At 35.9% G+C, this 19,840-nt stretch carries 15 protein-coding genes; 13 read left to right on the forward strand and 2 right to left on the reverse strand.

The annotated features are described in order from the left end of the window. Positions 1 to 12: 12 nt before the first annotated feature. The 5 genes from K345_RS20410 (at position 13) to K345_RS0108850 (ending at position 6,134) form a co-directional block, all read left to right on the forward strand. Positions 13 to 1,293 carry a family 8 glycosyl hydrolase gene (locus tag K345_RS20410; protein ID WP_053228171.1) on the forward strand — a complete coding sequence of 427 codons (1,281 nt, stop codon included), beginning with the start codon at positions 13 to 15 and terminating at the stop codon, positions 1,291 to 1,293. Between the two features lie 79 nt (positions 1,294 to 1,372). Continuing rightward, positions 1,373 to 2,059, forward strand: coding sequence for a response regulator transcription factor (locus tag K345_RS0108835; protein ID WP_028973850.1), 687 nt, complete (start codon positions 1,373 to 1,375; stop codon positions 2,057 to 2,059). Next, the gene (locus K345_RS0108840; RefSeq protein ID WP_028973851.1) at positions 2,052 to 3,470 is read left to right on the forward strand and encodes a HAMP domain-containing sensor histidine kinase; all 1,419 of its coding nucleotides are present in this window, start codon (positions 2,052 to 2,054) and stop codon (positions 3,468 to 3,470) included. The genes K345_RS0108835 and K345_RS0108840 overlap by 8 nt, the downstream gene beginning before the upstream one ends. 82 nt (positions 3,471 to 3,552) lie before the next feature. Continuing rightward, complete coding sequence (locus tag K345_RS0108845; RefSeq protein ID WP_037571663.1) at positions 3,553 to 4,614, forward strand: lysozyme family protein; 1,062 nt, start codon at positions 3,553 to 3,555, stop codon at positions 4,612 to 4,614. Between the two features lie 140 nt (positions 4,615 to 4,754). Further along, on the forward strand, positions 4,755 to 6,134 hold the full coding sequence (locus K345_RS0108850; protein WP_037571665.1) for an MATE family efflux transporter: 1,380 nt from the start codon (positions 4,755 to 4,757) through the stop codon (positions 6,132 to 6,134). Here K345_RS0108850 and K345_RS0108855 read toward each other — a convergent pair. Next, positions 6,120 to 6,632, reverse strand: a complete 513-nt coding sequence (locus tag K345_RS0108855) for a hypothetical protein (protein WP_156888358.1) — start codon at positions 6,630 to 6,632, stop codon at positions 6,120 to 6,122. The genes K345_RS0108850 and K345_RS0108855 overlap by 15 nt on opposite strands. Positions 6,633 to 6,879: 247 nt before the next feature. Here K345_RS0108855 and K345_RS0108865 point away from each other — a divergent pair, with 247 nt between their 5' ends. The 8 genes from K345_RS0108865 (at position 6,880) to K345_RS20415 (ending at position 18,263) form a co-directional block, all read left to right on the forward strand. After that, complete coding sequence (locus K345_RS0108865) at positions 6,880 to 7,518, forward strand: hypothetical protein (RefSeq protein WP_028973856.1); 639 nt, start codon at positions 6,880 to 6,882, stop codon at positions 7,516 to 7,518. Between the two features lie 154 nt (positions 7,519 to 7,672). Further along, positions 7,673 to 8,587, forward strand: a complete 915-nt coding sequence (locus K345_RS0108870; protein WP_028973857.1) for an ABC transporter permease — start codon at positions 7,673 to 7,675, stop codon at positions 8,585 to 8,587. Positions 8,588 to 8,597: 10 nt separating this feature from the next. Continuing rightward, positions 8,598 to 9,494 (forward strand): carbohydrate ABC transporter permease, encoded by an 897-nt coding sequence (locus tag K345_RS0108875; protein ID WP_211227853.1) that lies wholly within the window; start codon positions 8,598 to 8,600, stop codon positions 9,492 to 9,494. A 37-nt stretch (positions 9,495 to 9,531) separates the two neighbouring features. Next, positions 9,532 to 11,061 carry an extracellular solute-binding protein gene (locus tag K345_RS0108880; RefSeq protein WP_028973859.1) on the forward strand — a complete coding sequence of 510 codons (1,530 nt, stop codon included), beginning with the start codon at positions 9,532 to 9,534 and terminating at the stop codon, positions 11,059 to 11,061. Between the two features lie 41 nt (positions 11,062 to 11,102). After that, positions 11,103 to 13,382 carry an AraC family transcriptional regulator gene (locus tag K345_RS0108885; RefSeq protein ID WP_211227854.1) on the forward strand — a complete coding sequence of 760 codons (2,280 nt, stop codon included), beginning with the start codon at positions 11,103 to 11,105 and terminating at the stop codon, positions 13,380 to 13,382. After that, positions 13,375 to 14,892 carry an extracellular solute-binding protein gene (locus K345_RS0108890; RefSeq protein ID WP_037571668.1) on the forward strand — a complete coding sequence of 506 codons (1,518 nt, stop codon included), beginning with the start codon at positions 13,375 to 13,377 and terminating at the stop codon, positions 14,890 to 14,892. The genes K345_RS0108885 and K345_RS0108890 overlap by 8 nt, the downstream gene beginning before the upstream one ends. Continuing rightward, positions 14,892 to 16,616: a heparinase II/III family protein gene (locus K345_RS0108895; RefSeq protein ID WP_028973862.1), complete on the forward strand. Its 1,725-nt coding sequence runs from the start codon at positions 14,892 to 14,894 to the stop codon at positions 16,614 to 16,616. Before K345_RS0108890 ends, K345_RS0108895 begins: the two co-directional genes overlap by 1 nt. Before the next feature lie 147 nt (positions 16,617 to 16,763). Beyond that, entirely contained in the window at positions 16,764 to 18,263 is a 1,500-nt protein-coding gene (locus K345_RS20415) for an RICIN domain-containing protein (RefSeq protein WP_053228173.1), read from the forward strand. A 56-nt stretch (positions 18,264 to 18,319) separates the two neighbouring features. Here K345_RS20415 and K345_RS0108905 read toward each other — a convergent pair whose 3' ends face one another. Then, a complete protein-coding gene (locus K345_RS0108905) occupies positions 18,320 to 19,831 on the reverse strand; it encodes an alpha-N-arabinofuranosidase (protein ID WP_028973863.1) in 1,512 nt (503 codons plus the stop codon). Positions 19,832 to 19,840: the final 9 nt, after the last annotated feature.

The raw sequence follows: 19,840 nt of genomic DNA on the forward strand, positions 1-19,840 counted from the left end.
TAGTGAAATATCATGAATAGTATTAAGAGAGTTTTTATCATTTGCCTGTTTTCTTCCTTCTTTATGGCCTGTGCCGGTAGTATCCCCCAGGATAGGATAGCAGAGGCCATTTCCGGCCCTTTCGTTCCTACTTCTATTATTAAGCCATCCCTTGAACAATCCAAGCTTGATGCTCAACTCCTCAACTTTTATAGAGAGTGGAAATCTTTTTACTTAAAACAAGGATGTGGACCTAATCGCTACCTTGTTGACGTCTCTGCTGATGGTAACAAAGTGGAAGGGGGAACAGCTCCTGAAACTTTAACTATTTCAGAAGCCCATGGCTACGGTATGCTTATTTCTGTCATGATGGCCGATTTTGACCCTGAAAGTCAGAAAATATTTGATGGTATGGTGTCTTACTTTCATGACCATCCTGCAAGATCAAATCCAGGGCTTATGGCATGGAATCAATTGAGTAATTGTCAGGATGCAGGTGATGATGTGGGAGGATACAATAGTGCTAGTGACGGGGATCTCGACATAGCCTATGCCCTTCTTTTAGCCGACAGAAAATGGGGAAGTGAGGGGCCATTCAACTATAAGAAGGAAGCCCTCAAGGTCATTTCTGCTATTAAGGAACTGGATATTGATCCTGACAATCACTTTGTTCGTATTGGAGACTGGGTCAATCGTGTTGATGAAGGGCAGTATGCTTATACGACCAGGTCTTCAGATTTTATGGTTTCCCATTTTAAGGCTTTTGGTGATTTTACAGGTGACAGCAGCTGGTATGCTGTAAGGGACACAACCTATTCTATCATGGATAGCATTAGCAGTTCCTATAGTAGCGATACTTATCTGATTCCGGATTTTATAGTGGGTCTTCCAGAGAATCCACAACCTGCGGATCCCTGGTTCCTGGAAGGAAGTGATGATGGCTTGTATTCATGGAATGCAGCCCGCTATCCCTGGCGTATTGCCCTTGATTATTTACTTTACGATGATGATAGGGCCTTTCAAGCCCTTATGCCCCTTAACGTATGGATCAAAAGAGTTAGTGATGGCCTTCCTGAAAATATTGCAGATACCTATAGCCTGAATGGTAAGTACTCAAGAAAAAGTGGTTTTGACTCAATGGCATTTGTCTCTATGTTTGCTGTGGCTGCTACAATCGATGAGTCTAATCAGCAATGGCTCGATGACCTATGGCAGGATATAAATGAAAAAAGCATCAGTGATGAAGACTATTATGGCAATACCCTTAAACTTCTCGCCATGATCACAATAACAGGACATTGGACGAAGCCTTAAGCCTCCTGATTAGATACTCCTTTTTGTTTTGCCATAAGAATGTCATATTCTCGCAATAATTCGGATATACTATTTAGAAATGGAAACATTAATTGCCATAATAGATGACGATATAAGTTTGCAAGGGACTCTTACTATAGCCTTAAAGAAGAAGGGCTATAAGGTTGTCACTTACTCCACAGGCGCTGAGGCCATACTTAATATCACAAGGGAAAAGCCAAACCTTATCATTCTGGACATCATGATGCCTTTAATGGATGGTATAAATTTTTGCAAAGTTTTTCGTTCCCAAAATCAAAGTACACCTATCATCTTTTTATCAAGTCGAAATGATGAGGTGTCCAAGATTGAGGCCTTACAAAATGGAGGGGATGATTATGTCATCAAACCTTTTTCTCTAAAAGAACTGTTGGTAAGAATAGAAGTATGTTTACGAAGATCCCTACTAATGGAATCAAGTAGGATAATGCCCATAGAAGAGACTTCCCCATTTCAAGTAAATAAACTGTCCTATGAATTAAGGCATAGAAATAAGGTAATCAATCTGACGGTTACAGAATTCAGGATATTCACTACTTTATATGACAATAAGGGAATTGTGTTTACACGTGATCAACTAATGAATGCCGCCTATCCCAATGATGCCTTTATTTCTGATCGCAATATAGATGCCCATATAACCAGAATACGTAGAAAAATTGAAAGAGTTTATCCCGAATATAATGACATTGAATCCGTATATGGTGTGGGATATAAATATGTCTAAAACATGGAAAACCTATCTTAATAGTAAGTTTGTATTCATTATTGCCCTTAATATTTTACTTATAATCATTCCCCTCTACGGTTTTACAGTGATTCGCTCCAGTAATTATCAAGCTCAATACATAAGATTATTATCTGCACAGGAAATAAACTATTATAAAGCGTACGCTAGTGTCCCTGTCATTGCCCCCTATCAAAGAACATTAATCATTGACCCACTCAATCTGGATATAAAAGAAGATAGTGATTGGATAAAAAATGATGTTTTCACCTATCAACCAAAGTTAGATAAGGTCCCCTCTTTTATCAGAGGATTTTTTAGCGGACCCTCTAGACCTACCCTGTCTTCCTTTATGATAATAGAGCAACTAAAAGAATCCATCACTAAGAACAAAAGACAAACAGGCACTCTGAAAGGACGTTACCTCTATGGAATGATACCATTTAAGAAGGATCACACAAGGGGGTTGATGGCCCTTACGATTGTTGATAAATCAGATATTCAAATCAATAATTTTCTAGCCAAAGGAGAACTCTTTATACTGACTATATTTAGTGGACTCCTCGCTTTTTTATCTTCCTGTCTTTACTATAGACAACTTATTAAGCCCCTTAATATTTTAAGCAAAGCTATTCAAGAATCACATCTACTATCTTCAGAACCTTACATACAGGGACTAACTAAAAAGAAAGATGAGTTAGGACAACTAACAAGAGCCTTTATAAGAAAATCTCGTGTTATCCATCAAAAAGGGGAAGAAATTATATCCTTTACAGAGGATGTCCTTCATGAGTTGAAGAATCCTTTGGCTAGTATCCGGAATAGTCTGGAGCTATTGGAAGATCACACCACCTCGATAACAGATCAGGATCATCTTATTGAAATACTACAGAATGAAACAGGAAGAATGGAATTATTGTTACATGAAATACGGGAGTATAGTTTATTTGGAACTGAGAAGGAGAATAAACACATATCATCGACTATCTATCCTCATCTCATTCTGCTACAAATCATTAAACTATATAATAGTTATGATATTCAGCTTTCCTGTAACTGCAAAAAAGCTATCAATATGAAAGAAAATGACTTTATATCTATTATGACCAATATACTGGATAATGGCACCAGTTTTTCACCCCAACCCGGATCTATTCATATCACTTATGAACAGGATAAGGAAAAAACAATACTTAAAATAGGTGATAAAGGTCCTGGTGTTGCTGATAAGAACAAAATATTTGATCGTTTCTACAGTTATCGACCTGGTGAAACCATAAAAAATAAACATTCCGGCCTAGGACTAGCCATTGTCAAGCGAATCATAGATTCCTATGGCTATTCCATTATCTGTGAAGAGAATAAGCCAGAAGGGACTTGTTTCCTCCTGTATTTCCCCACCTTCTCCTAATGTCATCATTTGGTAATAAAATAGTAACAAAGATACAATTGTTTAGAAGCTTTTTTTATTCATCATGAATAAAGGAGTTAAAATGACTAAGAAATATTTTTGTTTACTATTTACAATTTTTACTGTCCTCTGTTCCTCTTATGGGCAATGGGAAAATCCGAGTGAAAAATACGCCAGATCCTACAAAGCCTATGAAAATGTTCCTAATAAGATTCCCCAAAGTGAGGTAAAGAATTTTGTCTATTTCGCCAGAGATAGAAAGATACTAAGAAATCATCCTTTTCTTAAGAATCCTAGATTTGCAGGGGCTCAAATTATGTATACCTGGAAAGAACTGGAACCTGAAAAAGATATCTATGATTTTTCCCCCATTGAAGAGGATCTTGCTTACCTGGAAGGATATGGAAAAAAGCTTTTCATTCAAATACAAGATACGACTTTTTATAACCGCTATAAGGCGATTCCTAATTATCTATTGAATAAAAAATATGATAATGGAATAACAGGTCAATATGACGATAATGGTCTACAAGAAGGCTGGGTAGCTAAACGCTGGAATCCTAAAGTTAGGCAACGTTTTGCCAAGCTTCTTTTAGCCTTGGGAAAAGCATTAGATGGTCGCATAGAAGGGGTTAATTTACAAGAAACCAGTATTGGTGTATCACAAGAATCGGATCCAAGCTTTTCAACAACAGCCTATGTAGAGGCCATAAAAGCCAATATGCTTGCCCTCAAGAGAGCCTTTCCCCTATCCACAACCATTCAATATGCAAATTTTATGCCGGGAGAATGGCTACCTTGGGAAGATGAAGGTTATCTACGTTCAATATATGCCTTTGGAGAAGCTCATGGTATAGGGTTAGGAGCTCCCGATTTGATGCCAACAAGAAAAGGACAACAGAATCATGTCATTACTATGATGCATGAACATGAATATTCTGTACCTCTCTCGATAGCTGTTCAAGATGGTAATTATCTTGGAGAAACAGGCACTTACTCAGTAACAAAGGAAATAATCAATACTCATAAAAACATCGTTCCTATGCTTGAAGCTTTTGCCAGAGATTTTTTAGGAGTTAATTACATCTTTTGGTCCAATGAAGAACCTTATTTTACAAAAGATGTTTTACCCTGTTTTAACTAATATTTATGTTGCCCTGTCCCCTGATCAATCAAGAATCAGGGGCTTATTCGTTACAAATTTATTTATCTAAAATTGTGAATAAAAGTATTCCTTATTTTGACAAAAACCATTAGAGTCTGCTGGTTTTAATCGGGGAGATAATGACTAAAGATCTGACAAAAGGAAAAACTTTTAACTTAATACTCAATTTTGCTTTACCCGTATTATTGGGATACCTTTTTCAGCAATTTTATAATTTGGTTGATACTATTATTGTAGGAAAAGGAATTGGTGTAGGAGCACTGGCAGCAGTAGGCTCAACAGGATCAGTTAATTTTTTAATTATTGGGTTCTGCGTAGGAATTAGTACAGGAGTCTCTATTCCTGTGGCTCAATGTTTTGGTGCAGGCGACTATAGTAAAATGCGTCAATACATCTATAACTCTGTCATTCTTATGGCATCAGTGGCTGTTGTATTCACAATCATTACAGTTATATTCTGTAAACAATTATTAATAATCATGCTCACACCATATGATATTATCGATCAAGCATCCAAGTATATCAGTATTATTTTTATGGGTATTCCTTTCATCCTTTTGTTCAATCTTGTAGCTTCCATATTGAGAGCTGTAGGAGATAACAAGACTCCCCTCGTGTTTTTAGTTGTTGCTTCCATAATTAATATTTTTCTGGATCTCCTGTTGATTCTTGTCTTCCAATGGGGTGTTGCCGGTGCGGCAATAGCCACTATCGTATCTCAGGGAATATCAGGAATAGCTTGTTTAGTATATATGCTAAAGAAATTCCCCATCCTTATACCGGAACACCGAGATAGACAACTCGACAAATCTTTATTATTAAATTTAACTAATTCAGGTCTACCCATGGGGCTTCAGTACTCTGTGACAGCGATAGGCTCTGTTCTTCTTCAGGTTTCCATTAACACGTTAGGTTCGGAGATTGTTGCAGCAGTCACAGCGGCCAGTAAGATAAATATCTTTTTCTGTGCCCCTTTTGACGCACTAGGGACAACGATGGCAACCTTTGCCGGACAAAATGTAGGGGCCAAAAAATGGAAACGCTTAAAGAAAGGTTTACGAGAAAGTCTACAAATTGGTTTTGTATATTCGATTGGTGCTTTTGTATTTATGATCTTGTTTGGAAAACATCTGGGAACTCTATTTGTTGATTCCTCTCAAATAACTATTCTAAATGAAATCTATATCTTCCTTATCTTCCAGAGTGCCTTCTTCTGTCTACTTGCGATAGTTAATATCGTTAGATTCATGATACAGGGAATGGGGTTTGGAACTTTTTCCATATTCTCTGGAGTATTCGAAATGATAGCAAGAGCTGTCATGGGTTTATATATTGTGCCCATATTTGGGTTCTCAGCTGTGTGTATAGCTTCTCCTATGGCTTGGTTACTAGCAGATTTATTTCTTATTCCAGCCTTTTACTTCTGCTTAAGAAGATTACTAAGTAGTCACAAAAAAGCCCGTCTTAAATTACAACTCTTGTATTCAGGAAATGTTTAGAATCCAATGTCCATTAATCAATTTCCATTCATGGATAAGATTATTTTGTTCTCCTACCTTTCTTTGGATATGAGGTTCGGATATATAGGGAAGCATACTGAATTGAGAAATATTAGTCTGAATGATATCAGAATGAACTATACCCATTTCAATTTTAAGTGATATGAGGGAAGAAGTCAGTATTAAAATCTTCTTACTTATTATCTCATGAGAGCCTTCACTAAAAGTATGGGAAGACTTTGTACACATGGATGATTGTATAATGTGATGGGCTTTGATCAGAGCCTGATAGCGTTTGGAAAGAAAAGGAACAAGAGTTGAAGCGCCATCATCATCCACTAACTGAGATAAATAAAACCTTTCCTCTTCTGTACTCCATAAAACGATAAAGTTAAATGATTTATAATAGCTTTCAATTTCAGGGGGAAGCTGGGTGTTATAGGCATAACATATTGGCAGACTAAACCATAATACTAGCAAACTGAATCCTATTCTCATGGATTAGAAGTCTATGTCTATTTAGGCAAATAACAAATGTTTTATTAATTAATGGGCAAAGGGAACCATTGGTATGATATTTCCATACATCAATTGAGGTCTCAAAGTAGGGAATACTACTGGACTTCTGGTAAATTTGATATATAAAAGAATAAGACATTAGGTCAAATGATCCTGTATCCAAGCTTCCACCTTTGAAGAGGGATAATATTGACTTTATATGATCTAAAGGAGACAATCATAGGCTATGAGATTTAATGAAATAGATACATTTGTGACACGAATATTAAGTTATGGAATACCTGGTTTTATATTATCCTACTTCTTTCTAGAGATTTATGATCCTCTTCAATACTTGGTATGGACACGCTCTTATGAGTGGATGGTGCTTCTATTATCCTCTTATGTACTGGGACAATCATTAGCAGTTATTCAAAATCAAATAAATGGCCAGCTATCTGTTTTAGTCTTTGGTGATGATAAAAAAATATTTTCCAGTACCAATAGTTCTATGAGCAAATTTACAAAAGCCTTGCTTAATATTAGGGATATTGATTCTCTTAATAAAGAAAAGTTAATAAAAACACTACAACTACCTGAGGAAGAGATCCCACATAAGTCTATTCCTGATTTGGTTTATGATAAAGCTATCCTTAATAGTGTTTCACATAGTAGATATGTATATCTTATGGAATTAATGGGGAACCTAAGTATAGCAATGCTAGTCATTACTATCGCTTCCTTAATTGTTTTCAAATACTACAGTATGTTAGCTATCGTGACTTTTCTATTTATGATTTTATTCTTTGTGGGATATGCCCGGTATAGATTTATGTTAACAAGATACTTATTTAATGTACTAATTAATACTAATGAAAATCATTGAATTAACAGAATATTTAACAAAAAGACCATGTAAATTACAGTTATAATAGGAATTTACATAATAAAATAGCAAGATAGTACACAAGCTGCACGATCTTTCGTCTTTTCAACTCTCAGACAGGTGGTAATCTTACTCAACTTCACGAGGGGGTTCCATGAGAAATAAGACGAATGAATTAAAAAAACATGGTCTGCTGTATTTGATGGCTATTCCAGCTTGTCTCTTTTTTATTCTTAATTCCTACTTACCGATGTTTGGAATATATTTAGCATTTACTAAATATAATTTTAGGGGAGGAATCTTCGGAAGCCCCTTCATTGGATTTGAAAATTTTAAATACCTATTAGAATCTGGTACTTTATTCCGCATTACCCGTAATACCTTTCTCTATAATCTTGTCTTCATTCTGCTTGGAAATTCATTACAGATTGTAACAGCTATATTATTATCAAAAATAGCAAACCGCTTTGTCAAACGGACAACACAATCCTTAATGTTTCTACCTTATTTTGTTTCCTATGTCATATTAGGAGTGTTTGTCTACAATTTGTTAAACTATGAAAAAGGTCTCGTTAATAGTCTGCTTATTCAATGGGGTATGGAAAGGTTTGATGCCTTCAATACTCCCCTCTTCTGGATATTTGGACTTATTGCCGCTTATATATGGAAATGGTTAGGATATGGAACTGTCATCTATTTAGCCGCTATATCAGGAATTCCAGAAGAATACTATGAAGCGGCTAATATAGATGGAGCGAATGCTTTTCAACAAATTCGTTATATAACCCTTCCCTCTTTAAAACCCACATTTATCACCCTGCTACTACTTAGTATAGGTAGAATACTGAGAGGTCAATTTGATTTGTTTTTTAATATTATAGGAAATAATGGTGTCTTATTTTCTACTACTGATGTCATAGATACTTTTGTTTATCGCTCAGTAGCTAAGACATTTGATATTGGTCTTGGTTCTGCAGCTGGATTATACCAATCCCTTTTTGGCTTTGCTCTCATCATGATTGTTAATGGCATTATTAAACATATAAATGAAGATTATGCATTATTTTAGGAGTGCCCCTGTGCAGAAAAAAATAAAGAAACCTGTATCTGAATTAATTATTCAAATCGTAGCTATTATTGTTTGTGGCATTGCAGCCCTATTATGTCTGCTCCCCTTTTTACTAGTCATTTCAGGATCTCTAACAGATAATGACTACATACTACAATACGGATACAATATTTTACCCGGTAAGTTTTCCCTTGAAGCCTATCAATTCATTTTTGAAATCCCCGGTCCTGTGCTTCAAGCTTACGGAGTCACCTTACTTAATACTACAGTAGGAACTTCTATAGGATTATTTATTATTGCGATGACAGGATATGTTCTTCAACGTCCCGATTGTAAATATAGAAATAGGATTTCCTTTTTCATATATTTTACAACCCTATTCCAAGGGGGACTCATCGCCTGGTACATAATGATCACAAGATATTATCAGCTACAAGATAATCGACTGGTTCTTATTCTGCCCCTTCTAATGAATCCATTTTTAATTATCTTAATGAAGAATTTCATTAAAACTTCCGTACCTCACGACATTATTGAAGCCGCGATTATTGATGGTGCTAATGATTTTACTATTTTCACACAGATCGTTCTCAAATTAGCCACTCCCGGGCTGGCTACTATTGGATTATTTTTAGCTCTGGCCTATTGGAATGACTGGTTTCATTCTTCATTGTTCATTTCCACCCCGTCAAAATATTCCTTGCAGTTTTTCCTATATAACACATTGAACAATACTCAAGCAATGAGAGAATTATCGCAAACGGGGGCCTCTGTCAGTATGGAAGTTCCTACCGAATCAGTTCGTCTCGCTATGGCAGTAATCTGTACAGGACCAATTGTACTGCTATATCCCTTTGTACAACGTTATTTTGTCAAAGGATTAACTATAGGAGCGGTTAAAGGTTAATTCTGAGAAATCAGAAAACATAAAAAAGGAGTAGAATATGAAAAGGATTTTCTTGTTTTCACTATTATTTGCAATAATGGTGAGCTGGGTCTTCAGTGGGGGACAGCACAGTGATGTAGAGAATGGAAAGTTGGACTTATCCAAGAAAGTAGAACTGCAATTCTGGATGTTAGGTAATGCCCCCGGAGACCTAAAATTAATAGAAGAAGAAGTCAATAAGCTCGCCTTGGAAGACTTAAATTGTACAGTTAAGTTTAATTATACAACTTGGACGGACTGGTCTCAAAAATACAAATTACTACTAACCTCTGGACAGCAAATTGATTTGATATTTACGTCAGAATGGACAGATTACCAGAGATATGCCCGTAGTGGAGCCTTTTTGGAATTGGAAAATATCGTCCCTATTGCGGCTCCTGAGTTAAATACGTTTATACCTGAAAACTATTGGAATGCGGTCAAAGTGGCAGGTCATATCTATACAATGCCAAATACCTGGAAAGAATATGTCTATGATGGCTTTGAGTATCGTGAAGATTTGAGGAAAAAATATAAGCTTCCTGAAATAAACTCAATCGAAACTATTGAAATGTACCTAGAAGCCATAGCGGAAAACGAGCCATCCATGATGCCTCTGGGAGAAGGAGGAACAGGCCCCAAAGGCTTCTTAATGGTCTATCCTATTACAGCAGAATTGCTTCATCCCTGGTCTGATCGTAGCATGGATAATTATGGACTTGTGTCAGATAATGCTAATCCCAGAGTCATGTATCAATATTGGGGATCAGAAGAACATCTAAATGACCTCAAACGATGGAAGAAATGGGCTGATAATGGTTATTGGTCAAGAAGCATTTTATCCTCAACAGAAGATCCCGTAGCTGCTTTTCAAGCTGGAAAATTAGGCGCCAAAATATCAGGAATAAATCCAGTTAAGTATAGTCAGGATGTCATTGTGATGGGTAAGAATCATCCTGATTGGGAAGTTGGATATTATCCCTTTAGTTATGCCACTAGAATCGTACATCCTGTTCATCCTACACACAATGGTTTTGCCGTTCCCGTGAGCAGTAAGTACCCAGGAAGAGCTGTCGCCCTATTTGAAAAATTAGTCATGGATAAAAAGTATAATCGATTAACAAACTATGGTATTGAGGGCGTTCATTATACCAATGATAATGGATACTACAAAATGCTAGGGAACGCTGAAACATCAGGCTTTAAAAGGGAGTCTATGAATTCCTGGGCCTGGCGAAATCCAGAATACATGCTCTTCGATCCTAGTTTTGATCTAGTAAAATCGATTTTTACTGAATTTGATAAGTTTTCCACTCCTGACCTTTATAATGGATTTGCCGAAGACTATACCCCTTATCAGTCACAGAAAACGGCATTAGAACAAGTGATAGCAGAATATCTTGCTCCCTTACAGGCTGGTTTAGTAGAGGATGTCGAAGCTGGACTAAATAAGTTTATGGTTGAAGCAAAAGCAGCCGGAATGGAAGAGATCCAGTCTGAATATTTAAACCAGTGGTATGCCTATTGCGATGAAATGAATATCCAATAAAAACTTTGACCGATGATAGGGGCCAGTGTATCATGTTATTAATGCAACAAGAATTGTCAGATAATAGAAAGAAGTTATTTGTCAAAATACTAGTATACACAGCCCTTATTCTCGCTGTAACCTTACTATCAACCTCAACGATTCTATATAAAAACTTTGAAAAAGTAACTCTTGATCAGATAGTTCAAAGAGACATAGAAGGATTGACTCATACTAGTCAATCGATCAACTCTATGCTGGAAGTAGCAGTGACCCTGTCTAATCAGATTTATAGGGATCTTAATGTCAGTCAACTCATGCATTATGAAAATCCGAGTCCAGAATCTTTACGTGCAGCAGATGAACAACTATCCAATTATAGATTATCTATACCATTTATTGACTCGGTCTACATATATAACGGATCTAACAAAAAGATATACATTAATTCTATCACTAAAAGAAATATCTATAGAAATGCTATTCAGGATTTAGAGTCCTTTGATGATAAAGAAATCATTGAAATGCTAAAACATTACCAAGACTATCAAAGTTATATTCCTATACCAAGAGTGATGACCTTACATAATACATCCTCTATCGAAGAACAATATTACACTTTTTTGGTTTATGACTTACTTAACAAAGAACACTTAAATAGTGCAGTCATTGTAAATATAAGATCAGATTGGATCAGACAATTTATGTATGATGCTCATTTTGATCAGGATAGTGCTGTTTTAATTGTCGATTCACAAAATAAGATTGTTGAAGGTAGTCAGTTATACCCTTTTAACAAAAAGATCTCCGATCTGGCTTGGTATAAAAAACTATCACCGACTTCCCCGTTTACCATAACAGCTGTTTTTGACTCTCAATATTTAATAACAGCTACTAAATCCCCCAAGTATGGATGGACCTATCTCAAGTTCTCCTCTACCGGTAATATTTTTTTGAGTATAAAACGAATGAGATTCCTCACCATACTAATGGCTTGTGTTTTACTTCTGATAGGACTAATTGTTGATTATTTTTTATCCCATCGAATCTACTCACCAATTAGCCAAATAATGATAAATTTGAATAAATTACAACTGGAACATAATCGAAACACAAAACAGCTTCAAGATGTCTTATTCCGAGATCTATTACTTCATCGAAAAGAAATAACAGATGAGGATGTACAAGAATTTTTTGATCACTGGAAGCTGGAATTTGTGAGCACTGGGTACTATAGAGTCATTCTCTTGAAGATAGATAACTACAATAAATATATTCAAGATGTGAGTTCTCAGGAACGAGGTCAAATAAAGAACATTATTCAATTAGAAGGAAAAAAACAACTTAGTAAATTCCAACATACCTATTCAATAGAAATGGGTAAAGATGGAATCGCTTTTATTCTTAATAGTAAAGTAAATGATGTAACAAGAGATAGTTTAGGTAATATTCTCTTATCTCTGCGCGACTTTTATAAAAACCATTTAAACCTTGGGACTTCCTATAGCATTAGTACAATATGTAAAAACTCTAATAAACTACATATTATTTATAAAGAATCACTGAAGACCTTTGTTTATAGACTATTCCATGGACATGGTTGCATACTATTTACGGAGGATATCTATTTAGAGAACTTCCATGACTATACATATCCCCTTATACAGGAAAAACAATTAATTAATTATTTAATGACTGGCAAAATAGATAACGCGATTAGTGTATTAGAAGAGATATTAAACTTATCTACCCACAATAATCCTGACGATATCATTAACCTTACCATTCCTAAATTAACCTTCTCTATCCAGGATGCTATCAGAGTTATCCAACAAAATAATGCTCTTACTAATGATTATTCCCATGTTATTAGCATTCCCAATATAAGTGAACAAGAAACAATAACTGATATTATTGATATTTTCAGACATTGCTTTTATGAACTTCTAAAAGTTATTCAGGATAAGAAAGCATCCAAAAGTGATGATTTGATAGAGCTGATAGACAGTATAATATTATCTGATTTTAGGCAGAATGATTTTTATATAGAAATCATTGCGGACAAGCTTGGTAAATCCTCTACCTATATCAGTCATGTCTATAAAACCCATACAGGCTATACTATATTGGAAAAAATAATTGAAGTGAGAATGCAGGAAGCACGAAAACTTTTAGAAAACAGTGAAAAAACAGTAACAGAGATTGCTGAAGAAACGGGATTTTCCAGCAGCTCTTATTTTTTTAAAGTATTTAAAAAAATACATGGAGCAACCCCCAGTGCCTATCGCCTTCAATTTCAAAATCAATTCAATCCAGTAATCAGGAATAAATTACATGTATAGAATGTCTATCATTTTACTGATTCTCATCTGTACTGGTTGTAATGGAAAATTAGAAGAGACAAAAGAACTGCCCTCGGAATTAGATTTGGTTAATCTTACCATTCAGATGGTAGGTGATCCTCCCCTGGATTTACCAATAATTGAATCTACACTTAATGAAATGGCCCAACAAAAACTAAATTGTACTGTTCATTTTCAGTACACAACATGGTCAGATTATATGCAGAGATATCAACTGCTACTAAGTTCAGGAGAACCAATAGATTTAATATTTACATCGGATTGGTTATATTTTAGTCAATTTGCAATGAATGGTGCTTTTTTAGAGTTGGATAATCTCTTACCAATGTATGCTTCTGATTTATTAGAATACATACCTAGCCATTATTGGAAAACTGTCGCAATTAATAATAAAATTTATACAATCCCATCGATCTGGGAGGAATATGTAAATGAGGGCTTTCTATTTAGAGAAGATTTACGAAGTAAATATAACCTTCCTATCCCAGAAGATTTTAAGACAATAGAACAATATCTGGACACTATCCATCAAAAGCTTCCAGAACAGCCGATTACAGCAGCCATGGTAATAGACTCAGGTTACGGACCCTTCTTTTCTGCCATGAGTGTTCTAGAAATGAAATATTCATGGGTGGATAAAAACATGCCCTATGGTTTAGTGGCCGATTATGCAAATCCTGATGAATTATATTGTTATTGGGAAACGTCAGAATTTAGAGAAGACATGAAAATGTTTAAAAGATGGGCTGATAAAGGATTTTGGACCAAGAGTTCCCTATCTAATAAAAACCCTTTACAGGAAGCCTTTCTCAATCAACATAGTGTGGCCATACTTTATGGTCAGAATCCAATGAAATTCAGTAATATATCAACTCTATTCAAAAGGGAAGACTCAAGCATCAAAGTTGGTTATCATCCCTATAGTCAAAATAATAAACTGGTAAAACCAGTAAGTCCCATACATAATGGCATGGCCATTCCTCAGAGCTCAAAACATCCTGATAGAGCCCTTATGTTTTATCAGGAACTCTTACTCAATTCATCCTGGAATAGACTGACCCAATACGGTATTCAAGATCAACATTACACCATAGACAAGGAAGGTTATTATGTAATGCTTGGCAATAAGGATACTAATGGATTTACCCGTGAATCAATGAATAGCTGGGCTTGGAGAAATCCACAATCAATGCTATTTGATAGAAGTTATAACACAGTACTAAAGCTATTTAAAGAATTTGACACTTATGCACAACCAGATATATTCTCAGGATTTGTAGAGGATTATTCTCCTTATGAAGCAGAACGATCAGCTCTTTATCAAATAGTTTCTCAATATCTCGTCCCAATTGAGGCGGGTTTTGTAGAGGATGTTGATCAATCAGTAAGTGATTTTTTAAAGAGAGCCAAAGAAGCAGGATTAGACAAAATTCATGAGGATTACAAAAAACAATGGATCAACTATTGTAAAAATAAAGGATATCAGTAATGCAGAATTTATGTACTTCTATACTCAGTCCCTATCAAGAACTGGATAAACAAGGGTTCTATCAACAGTCAAGTCATATAAGTTACCAGGACTATATCCTTTATCAGGAGACAGGGGATAGAGCCCAATATGAGAAAAAATATTTTGCCCAAAGACGAAGATTAACAGGGCTAGCCCTGTTACTACTATATTCCCGAGAAAAAAAAGATTATGAAAAAAGCTTGGAGAATGTCATATGGGATATTTGCAATGAATATACCTGGGCTCTTCCTGCCCATCTACCTTCAGGAGGGACTCAAACTGATTTCGAGCATGACAAATTACTTGATCTCTTTAATTGTGAAACCGCTTTAGCTTTACTGGAGATCAAGAGACTATTTCATAATACACTACCCATATTTCTCCAGCAAAGAATTGAAAATGAAGTAAACAGGCGTGTTCTCCATGTCTATCTAGATCAGAGTAGGCCCTCATGGAAATGGGAATCTTTACCTAATAACTGGAATGCTGTTTGTTCTTCCTCTATAGGATTGATCAGTTTGTATTCTATTGAAGATCCAGATCTACTTAAGAAAACCCTAAATAGAATTTTAACCAATCTGAATATTTACCTGAATAGTTTTATGCCTGATGGAATTAGTCTTGAAGGTTATTATTATTGGTCATATGGATATTACTTTTTTGTTGCCTTTGCAGAGGAATTAAAGAAGAATCCTATATTTAAATTAGATTTATTATCTAAAGAGATATGCCTCAAGATTGCAAAGTTTCAAGAATACTGTTTTATTGGTGACCAAGTCACACTTAGTTTTTCTGATTCTTTGCCTAATGAACATTACCGTATTGGATTAACTTATTATTTAAAGAATCGTTATCCTCAATTATCCATGCCACCTAAGGATATGGCTTTTCTTGAGGAAGATCCATACGGCCGTTGGCTAATGGCCTATCGAGATTTCAAATGGTATAAAGAATACAAGGATAATATCAATGTTGCATCCTCAAACTTAAAAGGAAATGGATTAATATCTCAAAAACAACAATGGGTAATCTACCCCATTACAAAAGACAATACAGGCCTTGGCTTCGCAGCAAAAGGGGGGAATAATGATGAACCTCACAATCACAACGATATTGGTTCCTTTATTATTAATGACAACAACAGGCAATTGATATGTGATATAGGTCAAGGAAAATATAGTAAAAAATACTTTGGAACAGGACAATATGACATCTTTTGTAAGTCCTCCTTAGGTCATAATGTACCCATCATAGAAGGAAAACAACAAAGCTCGGGGCCTAACATAAAGAGCCTTTGGTTAGAAGATGATATCACTGAAAGTTCTATCAGCTTGAAGATGGATCTAAGCAAAGCTTATGAACTAATTCCTGGTAAATCTATCACCCGATATTTTAATTTTGATTACAATAAAAGTGTCCTGACACTCAAAGACGTTTACCTTAATTGTCATAACTATACGGAAAGATTTATCACTCCTTTCCAACCAATACAGAACGAGAAAGTAGTAACCATTCCCACATCCGGGGGTAATTTACTATTAGAAGTATTATCTCCCGAGCTGTCTAACATACAAATTCATGTTCATTCAGAGGAACATGTAAGCCATAATGATTCCAAAGAAATATATTGGGTTATCGATTATGAGAAGAAAACAGCAGAAAAGGAAGATCCCTTTCTCATTCAATTCCATTGGGAGAAATAAAATAGGACAAAGCCTATTTTAGAGCCGTATCATAGAATATTACCTAAAAATCAGAATATTACAGTTCTCAACTTTTTCACTATAGAGGGATAATAAGACAAGTCAATGGCCATGACTTTTTATTTCTATTCAAAATAAGGAGATGCTATGAGCATTGTACGATTCTATTCTGTCATACTTGTCAGTTTCTTAATATTGGCTTGTGATGGTAATTATCTATTCAATAATGAGATGCAAGTGGACCAGTCCAGATCTGAAACTAGTGGATCAAAATCAAGAATCATTAATGGCCTTCAATGGGCTGATGAAGAAGGAGCCCCTATTCATGCTCACGGAGGTGGATTTATAAAGGTAGATAATTACTATTATTGGTTTGGTGAAAATCGTAATAGTGATTATTCCTTCAAGGAAGTATCCTGTTATCGTTCAACGGATTTGATGAATTGGGAATATAGAGGCGCCGCTCTCAATTCTGGAGGGGAAGAAGAGTTGACAGGAACGAATATTGAGAGACCTAAAGTTATATATAATGCTAGTACAGATACCTTCGTAATGTGGATGCATTGGGAAAATGGAGAACATTATGGAGAAGCGAGGACAGCAGTGGCTAGTGCAAGTAATGTAGAAGGTCCCTATACCTATCATGGAAGCTTTAGACCTTATGATGATACTGATGTGATGGATAATGGAAAACCAGGATACATGTCCAGAGATTGTAATCTTTTTGTAGATGATGATGGTACTGGATATTTTATTTCCTCCTCCAATGAAAACATGGATTTACACTTATATAAACTAACAGATGATTATTTGGAGATAGATTATTTAGTAACTAAGTTATTTGAAGGACAGCAGAGGGAGGCACCTGTACTTTTCAAGCGCGAAGGCACTTACTTTTTGTTAACTTCAGGATGCACAGGATGGTCTCCAAACCGGGCTAAGTACGCGGTATCAACATCCCTGTCATCAGGTTGGTCCTCCATGAAAAATATTGGGGATTCTACGACATACCATTCTCAACCCACCTATGTTATTCCCGTAGCAGGGACTGAGGGAACGGAATATATATATGCAGGTGACCGATGGGCTGGTGCATGGAGTGGTCCCTATTTAACATCTTCTTATGTTTGGTTACCATTAGAATTTCCTACTTCCACCACTATGTCACTTGAATGGTGTAATAATTTGGTTATCAATACCAGTGCAGGAAAGGTTGAAGGAGACTATAATCCCCTAGCCTTTACAAATGTAAATAGTTCAAAGGTAATGGAAGTCTTTAATGCATCAACATCTGATAGTGGAATTATCACTCAATACGATAATAACGACTTAGGAAATCAGCATTGGGAATTGGTCTATGATAATGGTGGTTATTTTTATCTAGAGAATGTTAACAGCCGAAAAGTGATGGATGTTCCATCCTCATCAACGATGGAAGGGAAAGGCTTGATACAATACAGTTCTAATGGTGGTAACAATCAGAAATGGCAATTAAAGGATCAAGGAGATGGGACCTATGGTCTCATAAACAAAAATAGCTCTCTATATGTTACGGTTCCTGATTACTCCATAGAAAATGGAACTCAACTTATTCAAAGTTCTTTTAATGGTTCAACGAATCAGTTGTGGACCATCAGTACCTATTAAATCATAGAAGGGCTGTTACATAAATATTTTGTAACAGCCCATAAGAACAGAGTCTTTTATTCGTTTATACTCAAGGTAATAAAGGATCGGGCTGGAAGTTTTATATTCAGAAGAGAACCTTCTCTACTGTAATCAGAAAACTCCTGAGGAGTTACTACAGATGGGGATTCAAAACTATTATGACTATTTAGTTTTTCACCATGCAATATCCTGCCAGATATATTCCTAACCTGATCCCCCCGTAGATCCAGAGTTATATCCTTATTCTTTTCTGGATTAAGGTTGGTCATTGAAACCAAATACTGATCCTTCTTCCTGGATGCTGATAGGGAGAAGTCTGAGTACTTTTGGTCCTTATAAGAATCCTGATGTTCCGTCTCATCATAGAATATAGGCAAATTGGTAGCATCCATGTGATTCTTATTCATTTCCATTACATGATAAGTGGGAGTTAATACTAATTGGTCATCCTTTGTTAATAGAGGAGCCTGTAAGACATTCACTGCCTGGGCTAAATTAGCCATGTGTAATCTATCGCTATGTTTATGAAATATATCAAAATGAAGACTAGCGCTTAGTGCATCCCGAATTGTATTCTGCTGATAAAGAAATCCTGGATTCGTGTCCTTTTCCACTTTATGCCAGATACCCCATTCATCGAAAATTAGACCTATCTTTTTGTGGGGATCGTAATGATCCATTATTGTTTTATGACGCTCCAGCAGTGTATTGGATTTCCAGCTATTTAACATGAGTTCTTTCCATAAGCCGATATCCGAGTCTAGGGCATGACCTTTATTATCCCAATCACCATTGATAGTGTAATAATGTAATGATATTCCCTTGCAAAATCTGTCTTCAGGTAATCCAGAAGGACAAGCAACTAACTTTTGCATCATCACTTCCATCCAATGATAATCATCGCTATTAGGGCCACAGATGATTTTATACAACTCATTATCCCCATAATTTCTACAATAGGTGGAATATCTTCTAGCCTGGTCAGCATAGAAGTCAGCCTTCATTCCTCCTCCGCATCCCCAGTTTTCGTTACCGACTCCCCAATATTTAATCTTCCATGGTTGTTCACGCCCATTTTTCTTTCGTAATTCTGACATGGGACTTTTACCATCAAATGTCATGTATTCAACCCATTGAGACATCTCTCTAACGCTGCCGGAACCTACATTGCCTGTTATATATGGTTCCGTACCTAGTAGATCACAGAGCTCCATAAACTCATGCGTACCAAAATGGTTGTTTTCCACGACACCACCCCAATGGGTGTTAATCATTTCTGGACGGGTCTCTTTGGGGCCTATCCCATCTTCCCAGTGATATTCATCAGCAAAGCATCCACCGGGCCATCGTAGATTAGGGATACCCAGCTTTTTAAAAGCTTCCACGATATCAAGACGAATACCATTTTTATTGGGAATAGGACTATCTGGACCAACATAGAAACCATCATAGATACATCGACCTAGATGTTCAGCAAAATGACCATAGATGTGCCTGCTTATTGTTGATCCAGGTGCATCTAGATTAATTATTACCTTGTTTTTCAATTTACCACT

The organism is Spirochaeta cellobiosiphila DSM 17781 (genome assembly GCF_000426705.1).
In the GTDB taxonomy this organism is placed as follows: domain Bacteria; phylum Spirochaetota; class Spirochaetia; order DSM-17781; family DSM-17781; genus Spirochaeta_E; species Spirochaeta_E cellobiosiphila.

Bases quoted from the DNA above. Each gene is read 5' to 3' on its own strand.
- K345_RS0108835 (WP_028973850.1), top strand. From the start codon at position 1,373: ATGGAAACATTAATTGCCATAATAGATGACGATATAAGTTTGCAAGGG.
- K345_RS20415 (WP_053228173.1), top strand. From the start codon at position 16,764: ATGAGCATTGTACGATTCTATTCTGTCATACTTGTCAGTTTCTTAATA.
- K345_RS0108880 (WP_028973859.1), top strand. From the start codon at position 9,532: ATGAAAAGGATTTTCTTGTTTTCACTATTATTTGCAATAATGGTGAGC.
- K345_RS0108850 (WP_037571665.1), top strand. From the start codon at position 4,755: ATGACTAAAGATCTGACAAAAGGAAAAACTTTTAACTTAATACTCAAT.
- K345_RS0108895 (WP_028973862.1), top strand. From the start codon at position 14,892: ATGCAGAATTTATGTACTTCTATACTCAGTCCCTATCAAGAACTGGAT.
- K345_RS0108840 (WP_028973851.1), top strand. From the start codon at position 2,052: ATGTCTAAAACATGGAAAACCTATCTTAATAGTAAGTTTGTATTCATT.
- K345_RS0108865 (WP_028973856.1), top strand. From the start codon at position 6,880: ATGAGATTTAATGAAATAGATACATTTGTGACACGAATATTAAGTTAT.
- K345_RS0108870 (WP_028973857.1), top strand. From the start codon at position 7,673: ATGAGAAATAAGACGAATGAATTAAAAAAACATGGTCTGCTGTATTTG.
- K345_RS20410 (WP_053228171.1), top strand. From the start codon at position 13: ATGAATAGTATTAAGAGAGTTTTTATCATTTGCCTGTTTTCTTCCTTC.
- K345_RS0108845 (WP_037571663.1), top strand. From the start codon at position 3,553: ATGACTAAGAAATATTTTTGTTTACTATTTACAATTTTTACTGTCCTC.
- K345_RS0108885 (WP_211227854.1), top strand. From the start codon at position 11,103: ATGCAACAAGAATTGTCAGATAATAGAAAGAAGTTATTTGTCAAAATA.
- K345_RS0108855 (WP_156888358.1), bottom strand. From the start codon at position 6,632: ATGAGAATAGGATTCAGTTTGCTAGTATTATGGTTTAGTCTGCCAATA.
- K345_RS0108890 (WP_037571668.1), top strand. From the start codon at position 13,375: ATGTATAGAATGTCTATCATTTTACTGATTCTCATCTGTACTGGTTGT.